Source organism: Collimonas sp. NPDC087041 (assembly GCF_044745265.1).
Lineage (GTDB): Bacteria > Pseudomonadota > Gammaproteobacteria > Burkholderiales > Burkholderiaceae_D > Collimonas.
Map to the genome: position 1 here is coordinate 1 of NZ_JBIUZX010000014.1, position 13,703 is coordinate 13,703.

Annotated in this window: 18 protein-coding genes; 12 read left to right on the forward strand and 6 right to left on the reverse strand. The window is 54.1% G+C overall.

The features are described 5' to 3' along the window. Nucleotides 1-161 precede the first annotated feature (161 nt). From ACIPF8_RS21110 to ACIPF8_RS21165, 12 genes are all read left to right on the forward strand, one after another. A complete protein-coding gene (locus tag ACIPF8_RS21110) occupies nucleotides 162-620 on the forward strand; it encodes a hypothetical protein (protein WP_400424937.1) in 459 nt (152 codons plus the stop codon). 1 nt (nucleotide 621) lies between these two features. Next, entirely contained in the window at nucleotides 622-1,911 is a 1,290-nt protein-coding gene (locus ACIPF8_RS21115) for a DNA circularization protein (RefSeq protein WP_400424940.1), read from the forward strand. Further along, nucleotides 1,912-3,024 carry a phage baseplate assembly protein gene (locus tag ACIPF8_RS21120; protein ID WP_400424943.1) on the forward strand — a complete coding sequence of 371 codons (1,113 nt, stop codon included), beginning with the start codon at nucleotides 1,912-1,914 and terminating at the stop codon, nucleotides 3,022-3,024. Beyond that, nucleotides 3,021-3,521 (forward strand): phage baseplate assembly protein, encoded by a 501-nt coding sequence (locus ACIPF8_RS21125; protein WP_400424946.1) that lies wholly within the window; start codon nucleotides 3,021-3,023, stop codon nucleotides 3,519-3,521. Before ACIPF8_RS21120 ends, ACIPF8_RS21125 begins: the two co-directional genes overlap by 4 nt. A 119-nt stretch (nucleotides 3,522-3,640) precedes the next feature. Beyond that, nucleotides 3,641-4,201 (forward strand): phage GP46 family protein, encoded by a 561-nt coding sequence (locus tag ACIPF8_RS21130; RefSeq protein ID WP_400424948.1) that lies wholly within the window; start codon nucleotides 3,641-3,643, stop codon nucleotides 4,199-4,201. Between the two features lie 21 nt (nucleotides 4,202-4,222). Continuing rightward, nucleotides 4,223-5,350, forward strand: coding sequence for a baseplate J/gp47 family protein (locus ACIPF8_RS21135; protein WP_400424951.1), 1,128 nt, complete (start codon nucleotides 4,223-4,225; stop codon nucleotides 5,348-5,350). A gap of 4 nt (nucleotides 5,351-5,354) precedes the next feature. Next, nucleotides 5,355-5,951, forward strand: a complete 597-nt coding sequence (locus tag ACIPF8_RS21140; RefSeq protein ID WP_400424954.1) for a phage tail protein — start codon at nucleotides 5,355-5,357, stop codon at nucleotides 5,949-5,951. Next, complete coding sequence (locus ACIPF8_RS21145; RefSeq protein WP_400424956.1) at nucleotides 5,894-6,907, forward strand: hypothetical protein; 1,014 nt, start codon at nucleotides 5,894-5,896, stop codon at nucleotides 6,905-6,907. Before ACIPF8_RS21140 ends, ACIPF8_RS21145 begins: the two co-directional genes overlap by 58 nt. A gap of 2 nt (nucleotides 6,908-6,909) precedes the next feature. Further along, nucleotides 6,910-7,308, forward strand: a complete 399-nt coding sequence (locus ACIPF8_RS21150) for a tail fiber assembly protein (protein ID WP_400424959.1) — start codon at nucleotides 6,910-6,912, stop codon at nucleotides 7,306-7,308. 185 nt (nucleotides 7,309-7,493) lie between these two features. Continuing rightward, nucleotides 7,494-7,706: a hypothetical protein gene (locus ACIPF8_RS21155; RefSeq protein WP_400424962.1), complete on the forward strand. Its 213-nt coding sequence runs from the start codon at nucleotides 7,494-7,496 to the stop codon at nucleotides 7,704-7,706. Between the two features lie 11 nt (nucleotides 7,707-7,717). Next, the gene (locus ACIPF8_RS21160) at nucleotides 7,718-8,656 is read left to right on the forward strand and encodes a hypothetical protein (RefSeq protein ID WP_400424964.1); all 939 of its coding nucleotides are present in this window, start codon (nucleotides 7,718-7,720) and stop codon (nucleotides 8,654-8,656) included. A gap of 9 nt (nucleotides 8,657-8,665) precedes the next feature. Continuing rightward, nucleotides 8,666-9,094: a tail fiber assembly protein gene (locus tag ACIPF8_RS21165; protein WP_400424966.1), complete on the forward strand. Its 429-nt coding sequence runs from the start codon at nucleotides 8,666-8,668 to the stop codon at nucleotides 9,092-9,094. A 294-nt stretch (nucleotides 9,095-9,388) separates the two neighbouring features. Here ACIPF8_RS21165 and ACIPF8_RS21170 read toward each other — a convergent pair whose 3' ends face one another. The 6 genes from ACIPF8_RS21170 to ACIPF8_RS21195 all read right to left on the reverse strand — a co-directional run bounded on the left by ACIPF8_RS21170 (nucleotide 9,389) and on the right by ACIPF8_RS21195 (nucleotide 13,668). After that, a complete protein-coding gene (locus ACIPF8_RS21170; RefSeq protein WP_400424969.1) occupies nucleotides 9,389-10,156 on the reverse strand; it encodes an N-acetylmuramoyl-L-alanine amidase in 768 nt (255 codons plus the stop codon). A 5-nt stretch (nucleotides 10,157-10,161) separates the two neighbouring features. Next, a complete protein-coding gene (locus ACIPF8_RS21175) occupies nucleotides 10,162-10,551 on the reverse strand; it encodes a lysozyme inhibitor LprI family protein (protein ID WP_400424972.1) in 390 nt (129 codons plus the stop codon). A 168-nt stretch (nucleotides 10,552-10,719) separates the two neighbouring features. Beyond that, nucleotides 10,720-11,631 (reverse strand): cobalamin-binding protein, encoded by a 912-nt coding sequence (locus tag ACIPF8_RS21180; protein ID WP_400424975.1) that lies wholly within the window; start codon nucleotides 11,629-11,631, stop codon nucleotides 10,720-10,722. 7 nt (nucleotides 11,632-11,638) lie between these two features. Next, nucleotides 11,639-12,478: a pantoate--beta-alanine ligase gene (panC, locus tag ACIPF8_RS21185; RefSeq protein WP_400424978.1), complete on the reverse strand. Its 840-nt coding sequence runs from the start codon at nucleotides 12,476-12,478 to the stop codon at nucleotides 11,639-11,641. Between the two features lie 90 nt (nucleotides 12,479-12,568). Next, nucleotides 12,569-13,432, reverse strand: a complete 864-nt coding sequence (locus ACIPF8_RS21190; protein ID WP_400424981.1) for a segregation and condensation protein A — start codon at nucleotides 13,430-13,432, stop codon at nucleotides 12,569-12,571. 26 nt (nucleotides 13,433-13,458) lie between these two features. Then, complete coding sequence (locus ACIPF8_RS21195) at nucleotides 13,459-13,668, reverse strand: DUF3460 family protein (RefSeq protein ID WP_400424984.1); 210 nt, start codon at nucleotides 13,666-13,668, stop codon at nucleotides 13,459-13,461. Nucleotides 13,669-13,703: the final 35 nt, after the last annotated feature.

The window sequence follows — 13,703 nt, forward strand, 5'->3', positions numbered from 1 at the left end:
AAAACTTATCCACAGAAATAATATGAATTACGCATTAACAGGGTGGGGCAGATTTCGATGAAAACAGTGGGGCAATTTTAAGCAATCTTCAACACCGTGCCATGCCGTGGCTGCGGCGCGCAGGATGGGCGGCTGCAGCCTATGAGGTCGGCTCCACCCTCATGGATAAGGATAAAACCGTAGTCGAAAAAACCAACGAGATTGGGCGCACTGCAGCTGGTGCTGCCGGCGCCTGGGGCGGCGCCAAGGTTGGTGCGATGGCGGGCGGTGCAATTGGCTCTGTTGTGCCGGTGGTGGGCAATGTTGTCGGTGCGGCTGTCGGCGGGATTGTAGGCGGAGGTCTGGGCTGGTGGGGCGCGACATCACTGGGCGACTACCTGAACCAATCGAATTACTCAGACCGGTCGCATTACTCCGATCAGCCTGCCCTGCAGCCCGATGCGATCTATAGGTCCGTCAGCGATATCCCACTGCAAAGGAATGAATTCGAATTCAAGGACGGCCGTCTGCAAATCGACCTGATCGTCGCCGATAACCGTGTCGCAAGCAATCTCACGGTGCTGCAGCAATTGAATGGCGTCAAGATGGATCTTGGCAATACCAACCCTGGAGGATTTTAGAATGGATATTGGCTGGTTACAACAACTCCAGCAAGCGAGTTGGCGCGAAGTGCCGTTCCACGTGGATACGGTTGACACGACGGCAGGACAAAATACGGTGTTGCGCGATTATCCCTTCCAGGACTTGCCTACGGTGTTTTCGATGGGGGCTGCAGCAGAGGAATTCAAATTTTCTGCTTACGTGATCGGCGACGACTATCTGGACCAGCTGGACGCCTTACGCGAAGTGCTCAATGGCCACGGGATCTTGGTCCACCCTACGCAAGGCAGTATTCGCTGCTATTACCACGGCAAATACACCGTCAAGGAAGCCTTGACCAGCGAGGGCGGCATGGCGCGCCTCGAACTCAATTTTGTACGGGGTGAAGAGCGCCGCTATCCAACCGGGAAGCCCAATACCACGCAGGCACTGGAGGCTGCCAGTGCGGATGCCAGGGAATCCATGATAGAGACCTTTAGCGAGCAATTCACGACTGCCGGCCTGGCCGGCTGGTCAATGGATAATTTGCGTAATGGCCTGCGTGAGGCGCTCGATACGGTATGCTCGGTCATCACCACAATCAATAGTGGCGTCAATTATTACCATAACCTGGCGCAGCAATTCATCGTCAGCCCCAGCAATGATTTGCTCGGCATCTCTGGCATGTTGGGCAATACAGTCGACGCTATCCTGCGCGTGCCGCCCAATATTCCTTCCGGCCAGGCGCTAGTCGCGTTCGGTCAGATGCGTAACCTATGGCCGATTTCGTCAAGCCAGTCCGTCGCCAGTGCCTACAAGACTTGCGGTGTGCCGCCGGCTACCGGCGCCAACCTACAACTGGTGCAAGCATTTACGCCTGTCTACACGCCCTATACCACCGCGAACCGGCAGCGCGAGGCTGCGCTGTTTACCCGTTTGGCGTGCTTATTTGAGGGCCTCTCCACCGTTGCTGCTGTCGAGGCGGTCACCCAGATCACGCTCGACAATATCGACCAGGCCGCCGCCTTGCGGCAGGACTTCAACCAGCAACTTTCGCGTTTGCTCCGCCTTGGAGCTGCGGATCATGCCGTATTGATGCGCTTGCATACCGCAGTGCTGGCCGACTTGCAAGAGCGCTCAAAGGATTTGGCGCGCCTGACGAGCTATACCCCGCAGAGCTGGCAACCCGCGCTGTATGTCAGCTATCGCCTGTTCGGTACGGTGCAGTGGATGGATGAAATTCTGCAAATGAATCCGCACGTCCGTCATCCGCTGCTGGTACCGCCAAATACCCCGCTGCGTGTGATCAAACACAACCAGGACAGCTACTAAATGGAAACTTATACCAAAGACCAGGCACAGGTCGTGGTGACCGTCAATAACCGCGATTATCAAGGTTGGATCGAATCGAATATCCAGCGCTCGATAGAGAACATCAGCAGTCGTTTTACGATTCCGGTGAGCATGGTGCCGGGGAGTCCGCCAGATATCCACCGCCAGGACGACATGAAGGTGTATATCAATAAGACGCTGGTGGTCACCGGTACGGTGCTGGCAGCAGAGCCGTTTTATAAGCGTGATGATTGTGGCTTCAAGATCGAAGGTAGGAGTCGCACCGGCGACCTCATTGGTTGTTCGGCCATCTACCGCGGCGGCCAATGGAAAAGCGCTAAGCTGGATCAAATCGCCCGTGATGTCTGCGGGCAATTCGTTGACGTGGTGGTCGATGCCGACATGGGCGCAGCGCTCTCGGATTTTAAGATTGAAGATGGCGAAACCGTGGTTAACCTGTTGTCCCGCGCTGCCCGCATGCGCGGCATTCTCGTTACCACCAACGCCCGTGGCCAGTTGCTGCTGACGACTGCGGGCAAGAACCGCAGTCACGGCGCCATTGTGCGCGGTCAGAACGTCATCAGCATGGAGTCCATTGGCAGCGATGCGGATCGCTATAGCCAATACATTGGCTACGGTCAAAAGAAGTCAACCGGCAATTTTGACGAAGCAACGCAACAGAAGGCAAGTGTCTTCGATTCCGAAATGCGCCGTTCCCTGCCGCTGATGGTCAACGTCCAGGGCAATACCGACACCGCTGACATTCGCCGCTTGCTCGAACACACCATGCGAGTACGGCGCGGCCATGCCTATGGCTTGAAATATCAGCTGGAAGGCTGGACTTGGGAAGGCAAGCCATGGGAAATCAATACGTTGGTGCCGATCTATGACGACATCGTCGGTCTGAACGGTGATCTGTGGCTGATTTGCGAAATCAATAACAAATGTGATCTCACGGAAGGCGATGTCACCATAATCACCGTGCGCCCGCCCGATGCCTATGACAGCGAGCCGATTAAGCCGATTAAGGCACCCAAGAAAACAAATAGTGGTGGCAAGAATAAGAAATCGCAAATCGTCGATTCCCGTTTCAATCTGAGGACTGATATATGAGCAAACAAACCATGGTCCGGCGCGCCAGAATGCGCACCCTGAAAGAAGGTCAGATCCAGACCGTTCGTGTTGAGATATTCGATACCAATGGTCGCGATGCCGTAGAACGTTACCAGGACTACGGCCTGGCTTCAAATCCGGTAGATGGGCAGGGTCTCGCGGTGGAATGCGACGGTCATACTGTGGTGTTACGCATGGATCGTTTGGCCGAACGCCCACGCTTGGCCGCGCACGAGGTATCGGTATGGCATAAGGACGGCCACCGCATTACGCTCACTGATGGTAAAAAAATTGTCGTGGACTGCGACGATTTTATCGTTAATGCCACCAACAAGACCGTCTTCAACACGCCTTTGATTGAGTCGGAAGCCGTCATTAAAGGCCGTTTCATTGAAACTACCGATGGTGGCATGCTGGGCGGAGTGGACGCAGTCAAGCATGTTCACAGCAACGTAAAGCGCGGCGACGAACAATCTGGCAGCGCCGTCAATCCCTGATCACCTGAGCACCATGCTCCACGGATCATGGCGACTCCGAATAGGGAAAGTAATGGCCGGCGCCTCCTTATGAAATGTTTCACCTGTAAGCAATGCTGCATTTGCCCGATCATGGCTCCATGATTGATATCCACACTATCTCCCCACCCGCCAGCGACACGTTGGCATTGCCGTTTGATTGGCAATGTCAACGTATCGCCAAGCAATCGCCATTTAATCGGCACGATTACAGCAACCCGTGTGCCGCCCCCGGTCATGGCGCTGTGATGCTGCAGGAATATGCCCTGGGGCTGGACGACACGCTGCAAACGGCAGTGATCATTTCCTTGTTCTCCGACCGTCGTGCTGGCCGCGACGTGGTGCTTCCGCGCGGCCAGACGGATCGGCGCGGCTGGTGCGGAGATGAGTTCGCCAAGTCTCCCGACCCTTGGGGGTCGATGCTGTGGACTTGTTACTTCACAAAAACCACCGTAGACAAGCTCGAAGAGGCGCGCTTTGCGGCATGGGAAGCGCTGCAATGGATGGTGGCTACGGGATTGGCACAACGCATCACCGTCATCGCCTCATGGGCCGGAGAATATGGCGACCGGCTGGCGCTACGTCCGCAAATCTGGCAGGACGATAACGAAACGCCGATTTATGACGTGCTATGGGGCACCACATTACGCAAATCGCTGTAAGCACACTCGAAAGATCTTTTGATGACTATGCCGCAACCCAACATCCCGACGATTGACGAACTACACCAGAACGCCGCCACCTTGCTACAGCAGGCGCTAGTTGATGCCGACAACGGTAGTGCCTTGTCGGCCACCGACATCGCCCTGGTGCGTTCCAACACCGAAGCCCAGGCATTCGTGCAAGCCGTGGGTATTTATGGCGCGTATCGCTATTTGCGCGATTTCGTTGCCAAGCAGGCCATTCCTACCAAATCGGCGGATGAGTTTTTGGACGATTGGCTGCAAGCCTACGGCATCCCGCGCAAGGAAGCCACGCCGGCAGGCGGCATCGCCACCGGCACCGGCGTAGCACACGAATGGCTCAAGGTGGGCGCGACGCTGCAAACCGACAACGGCCTGGAGTTTCTACTGCGTGCTGATGCCGAAGTCGATGTCGGAGGTGTGCTGCGTCTTACACTAAGTTGTACCACAGCAGGAAAAAGCGGCAACCTGACGCCAGGCACAACCCTGACCCTATTGGCGACGGAACCTGGCATTGATGCCGATTTTGTGGTGAGTGAGGATGGCTTTAGTGGCGGTACCAATCGAGAAACCGACCCCGAGGCGATTTACCGCCTGCGGCAACGCCTGGCCAACCCGCCCCGCGGCAGCGCACCCACCGATTACGAGCGCTGGGCCTTGTCGGTACCCGGCATTACCCGCGCTTGGGGCATACGTAACCCCAGCGGACCGACTTCGGCGGGAGTCATCATCATGGCAGACAACAACCTGCCATATGGCCTGCCGACCGAAGCACAGCGCCAGGCTGTATATGAGCATATCCGTGATCCCGAGCGCGGCCCGCCAGACGAACTGTTTGTCATCATCCCGACGCCCAAGTTTGTCGACGTCGTGCTAGGCATTGACCCGGATCAACCGGATACGCGCAAGGCGATTGAGTTGGAACTCAAAGACTTGTTCTATCGCGATGCCGTACCGAGTGGCCGCATACCGTTGTCGCATCTGAGCGAAGCCATTTCCACAGCACCGGGCGAATACAACCATCAGATGTTTGAGCCAGAACCGATATCTGGCGGCTTCCTGTTTGCCGGTCTCTACGAACTGCTGATGCTGCGTTCGACAGTCTTTCAGCCAATGACGATTGGATAGCAAGATGAACAAATTTGTACAGGCGTTAAGCCACTTGCTACCTACCGGATGGGCCTTCCCACGACATCCTAAGTCGGTTGTGATGCGCTGGCTGCAAGCCTTTGCCGGTGTACTTGAAGAGCATCACGACTTCACAAGTCGAACCATACGCCAATGGATGCCGCACCGCACGTGTTCCAGAATTGAAGAGTGGGAAGATGCGCTCGGTTTGCCGGACGCGTGTTTTGGGGATAACCAAGACATCGAGCAGCGTCGCATCAACATGCTGGCGCGCTTTCGTGGCGATACGGATTTACTTTATGACGACAGTTCAGCCGACAGCATCGGCGCCATCAAGCGTTATTTGCAGCGTTACGGATACGAAATTGAGGCCTGGTACAACATGCCATTTCGTGTTGGCCGCAACCGAGTCGGAGAGCGCCTGGGCGCGCTCAACGGCGTTTTACATATCCGCGTACTGCATATTTGCAGCCCGTTTCGAGTTGGTAAAAACCTGGTTGGCCAGCGCCTGGTCAATTGCAGCAAGAACAGCGAAGAAGTCGAATGCATGCTGAAACGCATCGTTCCAGCACGCTTCGCCATCAACGTGATTTATTTTTAGATGAGGATCGCATGAATTACACAGAAAGCCTGGATCACGTCATACACGGCCCCACCGGCCAGCCCATGCACACCGACTCGGCCGCAATCAATACCGTGCAGTCGGCCAAAGATACCAATATGGGCATCTGGAGCTTGATGGAACTTATCAAGGCAGCAGGACTGCAAGGCCGGACATTCAATCCGGATGATCCCGAGTCCTACAAGCTGCTAAAAACGGCGCTTGACTCTGTATATGCAAAATTAAATAGCCCGGGATTTACCGGCAAACCAACGGCGCCGACACCGGAACGATTCGACAACAGCACGAAACTGGCAACGACAGAGTGGGCGAACAATGCTGGCGTTCAATTCTCGCCGAAAACACGGTATATCAATGGCACGTCATTGACGTTAATGGTTGATGATGTTGGTTCCAGAATTTTTTTCAATGGCGGAACTAATCAATCGGTGGTCTTGCCTGCAACAAACGGATTGCCGATTGGCTCGAGCATCTATTTTGGGAAAAACAGTAATGGAACCTCGTTATCAGTAACAGCTGCGGGAGGCGCATCTATTATTGATACGAATGGTAGTGCGCTAGTCAATTTTCTCAATGTGATGGGTGGAGAGGACGCCTTTGTTACTTGGAGCGGTACAGCGTGGATGTGTAGTGGGACGGCCATTTTTAGACTGAATCAGTTTGCAACGGGAAACACCTGGATGACATTGCCTAATGGCTGGAGAATCTTAGCCTCAGGAAGTTTCAACATTAGAAGCTCTCTTTCTAGTGTCACTTTTCCCATAGCCTTTCCAAACGCTGCTCGTGCAGTGGTTCCTCAACTGGTTGAAAATTCTGGATCTTCCTACCCAACATCAGTTATAGCAACGTCTATAAGTAAAACTGGATATAACCTCCGGTTGATTGCTGACGGCAACATAGATGCCTACCTTAATTACATTGCGATTGGATATTAAAAATGTACGCAAAATTCATTGATAAGGACAGGCGGTTTGCATTTTCTGAAACTGATAATGGTGGTGTTGAAATCACGCCGGAAATGTACGAGCAACTTTTTGATGCGCAAGGCAGCGGTGCGGAGATACATCCAGACAAAAATGGCTATCCAATGGCCGTTTTTCCGCCACCGCCCACGGATGAGGATCTAGCTATCATTGCGCTAGCACGAAGAGACCAATTTCTCTCTGACGCGATGTTAGCGATTGCTCCGCTTCAAGATGCCGTTGATCTGGATGATGCGACGATGGATGAAGCAGCGTTACTAAAAAAATGGAAGCAATATCGCGTTGCAGTTAATCGTGTGACTAATCAGCTCGGCTACCCACGCGATATTGAATGGCCGGAACAGCCGCAATAGATACCATGAGATATGGAGCGATCGAGCCGTGCGACAGCGTCGGATTGGTCACTCGTCGTCATTTTTTCGGCGCCCTGGAAAGGTATCGCGATTTCACCAATCAAACGAAACGCCCATGGATGCTGCATTGGACTCTCTCTTCGGTTAACTAATGGGATGGCGCGTGGGATCTACCGGATGCGTGTTTGGGGAATAAACATATACTGAAGCACCAGCATGCTAGCGCGCTCAACAGCGATTTACATATCCGCGTACTGCATATTTGCAGCCCGTTTCGAGTTGGTAAAAACCTGGTTGGCCAGCGCCTGGTCAATTGCAGCAAGAACAGCGAAGAAGTCGAATGCATGCTGAAACGCATCGTTCCAGCACGCTTCGCCATCAACGTGATTTATTTTTAGATGAGGATCGCATGAATTACACAGAAAGCCTGGATCACGTCATACACGGCCCCACCGGCCAGCCCATGCACACCGACTCGGCCGCAATCAATACCGTGCAGTCGGCCAAAGATACCAATATGGGCATCTGGAGCTTGATGGAACTTATCAAGGCAGCAGGACTGCAAGGCCGGACATTCAATCCGGATGATCCCGAGTCCTACAAGCTGCTAAAAACGGCGCTTGACTCTGTATATGCCAAATTAAGTAGCCCGGCATTTACTGGCAAACCAACGGCGCCGACGCCAGAACAATTCGACAACAGTACGAAATTGGCGACGACGGAGGCACTGATGCGCGCCGGCCATCGATATTCTGCGGTACCGTCGATTGTGCGCGCAACAACCCTGACCGCTGCGGCTGCTGGAGCTCTTGTTCAATGCAATGGTGGCGGACCGTATACGGTGGTGTTGCCAAGTATTGCGACGTTTCCCGTCGGCGAGTCCATTAAGTTTTTTAGCACGGCAAATCTGGTCTCGATTACCCGTGCCGGAAACGATTCGATTTATCTCAACTACAGTACGACAACAACATGTGTTTTAAATATTGGTGACACTTTGGAATTGGTGTCCAATGGTGGGTCATGGCTAGCTGTTGGTGGGTCGGTACAGGCTGCATATTCCATGCAGCGCCGGAGTGTTGCGGCGGCTAGCCGCGCTCCTCGCGTCAGTTACGCCAATTCCACGGGAAAAGCCATGCTGCTTTCTGTGGTCTTTTCTCAAGGATCCAATGCACAGTTTCATGCGGTGCTTTCGACGTCAAGCGGAACCGTTGCGGGGGAGGTTTCCAACAGTAACGGTGGCTATGGGGCGCGTCTCAATTTGATGGTGCTTCCTGGTGAGAGCTATTCCTGGTCGTACAACGAATTGCTGGCCACACCTTTCGTTCAATCATGGATAGAAACCTACTGAGGAGCATTAATGCGATATTTCATTGATCCAATTTCATCGGGAATTTTTGCCTTTGACGTTGAAGCCACGGCATTTATAGAAACTGCTATTGAGGGCGGCTATGTCGAATGCGGCAGAGCGCCTACCGAAGATGAGGCCTGGGATTTTTCTGCTGCCAAATGGGTAGTCGACCCGGAAAAAGTGGCCGCAAACTTCAAGGCCAAAGCTAAAGCGTACACAACAGCCAAGCGTGCCATGCGCGATCAGTTGCTAACTCAAGCCGGACTTGCAATTGATCCTTTGCAAGATGCGATTGACCTGGACGTTGCCAGTGCTGCAGAGATTGCCTTGTTGAAGAAATGGAAGCAGTACCGCGTTGCCGTCAATCGCTTGTGCGAACAAAGCAATTGCCCAGACCCGATTGATTGGCCGGTCAGTCCAGTAGATTTGGACGCTTAAATCAGACTGGGAAACCGGGACAGCGTTACGTTGAAATTGGCGGCATTGCTGTCATGTGTTGAAAATAATAAAGGCCACTCGATTGAGTGGCCTTTTGTTTCGCGAAATGATTTGTTGATGCCTTCGCGCATTGTTTCAAACGCTCTTTAATTTCCGATGCAGATTGGATTAAAACAGATTAAATGCCGGTTTAAAGTAAACGTCCGGCTAGATCAAAATAAACAGCGCGCTACTGCAGCAAATCGAGTTATTTCATTGAAATCTGCACTTAAAATATTGTCGTCGCGAGGAAGCCTATTTCGTACTATTGAATCGCTGAATGGCGTTGGAGATTGCATCGACGATACGCTGCTGATTATCTTTATCTGATACATATTTCTCGTCTGCCTCATCGACAATCACCCCCACTTCCAGCAGCACCGCGGGAACGGTCGTTTTCTTGAGCACGATCAAATCGTCAAACTGGTAGATGCCTAGCCTCTCATTGAGCAGCGGCCTGTTTTCACCGGCAATGTTCTCGGCGTGATGCAACGCAGGTTTCCTGCCAAGTTTCAATAATTCTTCACCCAGCAATTCGGCAAATTCCTCGGACTTTTTAAACTGCGGATTTTTCCCTGAAATGAAAATCGAGAATCCTGCGATGGGTTGTTTGGTTTTGTAGGCAGCAAGATTTCCAAACTTTGTTTGTTCGAGATAGACCGGCTGCGCGGAATCGTGATGTATGGATAAGAACAGGTTTGCCTGGTTGGAGTTGGCAATTTCAGCGCGTTTTTCCAGGCTGATTTCCTGATCTGGTTGCTTGGTCAGGATCACCTTCATTCCGGCGTCGGCAAGCGGTTTCACCAATTTGGTAACGAGATTGTCATTGTATTCAAGCTCGTATATGCCTTTGACGCCCAAGGCACCAGGGTGGCTTTTTGTATGACCGGCATCGATGACGATAATCGGGGCGGCTGCAACATCTTCTTTCGCCGAGGCGGCAGCGCTATGCAGTGAACCTGCCAGCAAGAAAAACAGATTAATCGAAAAAATCCAGCTCGCTATACGGCAGGTTCGCTTCATTGCAATTAACCCCAGTTCTTTTGTGCGATCAACTCATTGCGGCAGGTGCCGGCCTTGCACTCGCGCAGGCGGTCGCGCAGATAGTCGGTGCGTTCTTTATTGACCTTGTAATTGCAGCTGACGTCGATAGAGCCGGATTGTTCGCATGAGCTGTCCCGATATTTCAACCAGGCGCGCTGCGTTTCAGTGAGTTGTTTTTTGAGGTCATCCTTCAAGACGCCGCGCAGTTCGCTGTAGACAGTGTTCAATTCCTTGTCGGCCTCCATGAATATTTTGGCCATGCAATATGTCTTGTCGTAGGAGGTTTTGTACTTGTCGCATTCACCGTCGGCATGCGCCAGGTTCGACATCAACATGAACAAACTTGCGGATACACCTGCAATCACTTTTTTCATTTCATTTTCCCCCATGGGTGTCAGTAAAAAATTGAATCTTGATGATTGCAAAATTATACATATTTTGTAATTTTTCCATAGGGAGATTTGCAGCTGCCGTGATTGCCGAACGAGAAGCAGCCGGGGTCGAAGGCCGGCGATGATTTTTTACGGTGACGCTGCGAATGCTTACTTGCGCCGGGCGCGCGCCACGTCGAGTTTTTGGCATAGCTCGGCTACGCCATCGAGTATCCGCGGCCCGGGGCGGCTCATCTGGTCGGGCGTCAGCGCAAACAGATTGTTGTGCGCCACCGCGGAGAGCGACGGGAAGCGACGCCAGCTGCTGTTGTCGTCATTGGCGGCATTGTTGCCGTCGGCGGCAAAGATCACTTCCGGATTAGCTTCGAGCACCGCTTCAGTGCTGACGGTCGGCGCCAGTTGCGGCAGCTTGCCGAATATATTTTCGCCGCCGCATAAACGGATCGCGCTCGACACCAGGTGATGGTCGTTCAGGGTCATCAGCGGTCTTTTCCATATCTGGTAAAACACCCGGACCTTGGGGCGTTTCTGATAGGTCTTGGCTAGTACCGCCAGGCGCGCGCGGAAGGCGGCGGCGGCCGGTTTGCCGACATCTTCCGTGCCGGCCAGTTTCGACAGCCGTTCCATCGAAGAGGCGATGGTGGCGAAGTCGTGCGGCTCGCTCTCGAATACCGGAATGCCGATCGCGCGCAAGGTGGCCAGCTGGCTGGCGGAATTGCCGCTGTTCCAGGCTACTACCAGGTCGGGCTTCAGGGCGATGATGCGTTCTGCATCGAGTGCGTTGCTGTCGCCGACACTGGGCAACTGCTTTACTGCAGGCGGATAGTCGCTGTAGGCGCTGACGCCGATCACATAAGGCCCGGCGCCGGCTGCAAACAACAGCTCAGTGACGTGCGGCGCCAGGCTGATGATACGGTGCGCCGGATGCGGCAAGGTGATGGTGTGTTGCGCATCGTCTTGCACCGTGATCTTGTCGCTACCGGCATGTGCGTTGACGACGGCCAAGACCAGCAGCGCCGCCAGGCACAGGATGTGTTGTCTGCTGTGGCGGCGAGCTGGCATGTGCTGCTTAAATTTCCAGGTTGTCGATCAGGCGTGTACCGCCCAGCTTGGCGGCGGCCAGCACCACCAGCTTTTCGCCCTGCGCCAGATCGCCTGCGCCAGGTGCCTGCAGGTTGCTGCGCTTGCGGATCGAGATGTAGTCCGGCAGCCAGCCGCGGCCCGCGAGTTGCGACATCGCTTGCTTTTCCAGTTCGACGATGTCCAGTTGGCCGGCACGCACTTCGTCGGCGACCTGGTTCAGGGTCTTGAACAGCGTCGGCGCTTCGGCCCGTTCTTCAGTAGAAAGGTACATATTGCGCGACGACAGCGCCAGGCCGTCGTCGGCGCGGAAAGTTTCAGCGGCGATGATTTCGGTCGGCAGCGCGAATTGCTTGGACATGTTGCGGACGATCATCAGCTGCTGGTAATCCTTCTTGCCGAACACGGCGACGCGCGGCTGGACGCAGGAAAACAGCTTCAATACGACAGTCGTGACGCCGGTAAAGAAGCCTGGGCGGAACTCGCCTTCCAGCGTATTGCCGAGGTCGTCCGGCGGGCGCACGCGGAATTCCTGCGGTTCCGGATACAAGTCTTTTTCAGTCGGCGCGAAGAGAACGTAGACGCCTTCCTTTTCCAGTTTCTCGACGTCGGCGGCGAAAGTGCGCGGGTATTTGTCGAAATCTTCGTTAGGACCGAATTGCAGGCGATTGACGAAGATCGAGGCGACGATCGGATCGCCGTGCTTCTTCGCCAGGCGCATCAGCGAAAGATGGCCGTCGTGCAGATTGCCCATGGTTGGTACGAACGCGGTACGCAGCTGGCCGCGCAACTGGTCGCGGAGTTCTTCGATGGAGGAGATGATTTTCATGGCTTATTTTTATGGGACAAGGTTAAAGAATCGCCGTGGCATGGCGAATTACTCCGTCCCTAATGAGGTAAACAGGAAATTATGTCGGCGCTAAGTTGGTGAATAAGTCGGCGAGTAAGCCAGTCGCACATAGATTGGCGCAAACGGTTCGGCCTGGGTGATTTCAATCAAGGTTTCCTTGGCCAGCTCCAGCAGCGCGATGAAGTTCACCACCAGCACCGGCACGCCGCGCGCTGGATCGAACAGATCGGCAAATTCGACAAAGCGCGACGATTGCAGGCGGCGCAGGATCCCGGTCATGTGTTCGCGCACCGACAGTTCTTCGCGGCTGATGGTGTGATGGGCGGTCAGCCTGGCGCGCTTGAGCACATCGGCCCAGGCTGCCTGCAGGTCGTCCACGTTAACATCCGGCCAGCGCGTAACGGTGTTTTGCTCGATGTAGATCTGGGTGCGGACATAATCGCGCCCAAGTTGCGGCAAGGCGTCGATTTCGCGCGCCGCCAGCTTCATCTGCTCATATTCCAGCAGGCGCCGCACCAGTTCGGCACGCGGATCCTCGGCTTCTTCGCTGTCGGTCTTGCGCACCGGCAGCAGCATGCGCGATTTGATCTCGATCAGCATCGCCGCCATCAGCAGGTATTCCGCCGCCAGCTCAAGATTGGTGATGCGGATCTGGTCGACGTATTCCAGATATTGCAAGGTCACTTGCGCCATCGGGATGTCGAGGATGTTGAAGTTCTGCTTGCGGATCAGGTAGAGCAACAGGTCGAGCGGACCTTCGAATGCTTCCAGGAAGACTTCCAGCGCATCCGGCGGAATGTACAGGTCGGTCGGCATGCGGAACAGCGGCTCGCCGTACAGACGCGCAAAGGCGACGCCGTCGATCACGTTCGGCGTCGAATCGGGCTGTCCTTCCAGCGTCAGTTCTGCGGCATCCGACACGTTCTGGCTCATTTAACCGTTACCTGATTTTGGCGAAATTAGTGGTTGTTTTGATACACATAGGGTTGTTGATCGACGCGCGACTCTTGCGCACGTTCCTGGCTGTCCAGGTCGATCGGGGTCTTGTCCCACAGCAGGGCGCGGCCGGCCAGTTGCTGTTCTTCCAATTTTGGATTTTTTTTCTTGAGTTCTTCGATGAACTTGGTGATATCAGATTCGTAACCGGAAATTTGCTTGGAGAATGTCATGGTTGCTTTGATAATTCGGTGGAAGTAGGCGCTAT

Excerpts from the sequence above, each read along its gene's own strand:
- ACIPF8_RS21160 (WP_400424964.1), top strand. The coding sequence starts at position 7,718 with ATGAATTACACAGAAAGCCTGGATCACGTCATACACGGCCCCACCGGC.
- ACIPF8_RS21135 (WP_400424951.1), top strand. The coding sequence starts at position 4,223 with ATGACTATGCCGCAACCCAACATCCCGACGATTGACGAACTACACCAG.
- ACIPF8_RS21180 (WP_400424975.1), bottom strand. The coding sequence starts at position 11,631 with ATGCCAGCTCGCCGCCACAGCAGACAACACATCCTGTGCCTGGCGGCG.
- ACIPF8_RS21170 (WP_400424969.1), bottom strand. The coding sequence starts at position 10,156 with ATGAAGCGAACCTGCCGTATAGCGAGCTGGATTTTTTCGATTAATCTG.
- ACIPF8_RS21195 (WP_400424984.1), bottom strand. The coding sequence starts at position 13,668 with ATGACATTCTCCAAGCAAATTTCCGGTTACGAATCTGATATCACCAAG.
- ACIPF8_RS21165 (WP_400424966.1), top strand. The coding sequence starts at position 8,666 with ATGCGATATTTCATTGATCCAATTTCATCGGGAATTTTTGCCTTTGAC.
- ACIPF8_RS21190 (WP_400424981.1), bottom strand. The coding sequence starts at position 13,432 with ATGAGCCAGAACGTGTCGGATGCCGCAGAACTGACGCTGGAAGGACAG.
- ACIPF8_RS21175 (WP_400424972.1), bottom strand. The coding sequence starts at position 10,551 with ATGAAAAAAGTGATTGCAGGTGTATCCGCAAGTTTGTTCATGTTGATG.
- ACIPF8_RS21125 (WP_400424946.1), top strand. The coding sequence starts at position 3,021 with ATGAGCAAACAAACCATGGTCCGGCGCGCCAGAATGCGCACCCTGAAA.
- ACIPF8_RS21145 (WP_400424956.1), top strand. The coding sequence starts at position 5,894 with ATGCATGCTGAAACGCATCGTTCCAGCACGCTTCGCCATCAACGTGAT.
- ACIPF8_RS21110 (WP_400424937.1), top strand. The coding sequence starts at position 162 with ATGGATAAGGATAAAACCGTAGTCGAAAAAACCAACGAGATTGGGCGC.
- ACIPF8_RS21130 (WP_400424948.1), top strand. The coding sequence starts at position 3,641 with ATGATTGATATCCACACTATCTCCCCACCCGCCAGCGACACGTTGGCA.
- ACIPF8_RS21150 (WP_400424959.1), top strand. The coding sequence starts at position 6,910 with ATGTACGCAAAATTCATTGATAAGGACAGGCGGTTTGCATTTTCTGAA.
- ACIPF8_RS21115 (WP_400424940.1), top strand. The coding sequence starts at position 622 with ATGGATATTGGCTGGTTACAACAACTCCAGCAAGCGAGTTGGCGCGAA.
- panC (WP_400424978.1), bottom strand. The coding sequence starts at position 12,478 with ATGAAAATCATCTCCTCCATCGAAGAACTCCGCGACCAGTTGCGCGGC.
- ACIPF8_RS21140 (WP_400424954.1), top strand. The coding sequence starts at position 5,355 with ATGAACAAATTTGTACAGGCGTTAAGCCACTTGCTACCTACCGGATGG.
- ACIPF8_RS21120 (WP_400424943.1), top strand. The coding sequence starts at position 1,912 with ATGGAAACTTATACCAAAGACCAGGCACAGGTCGTGGTGACCGTCAAT.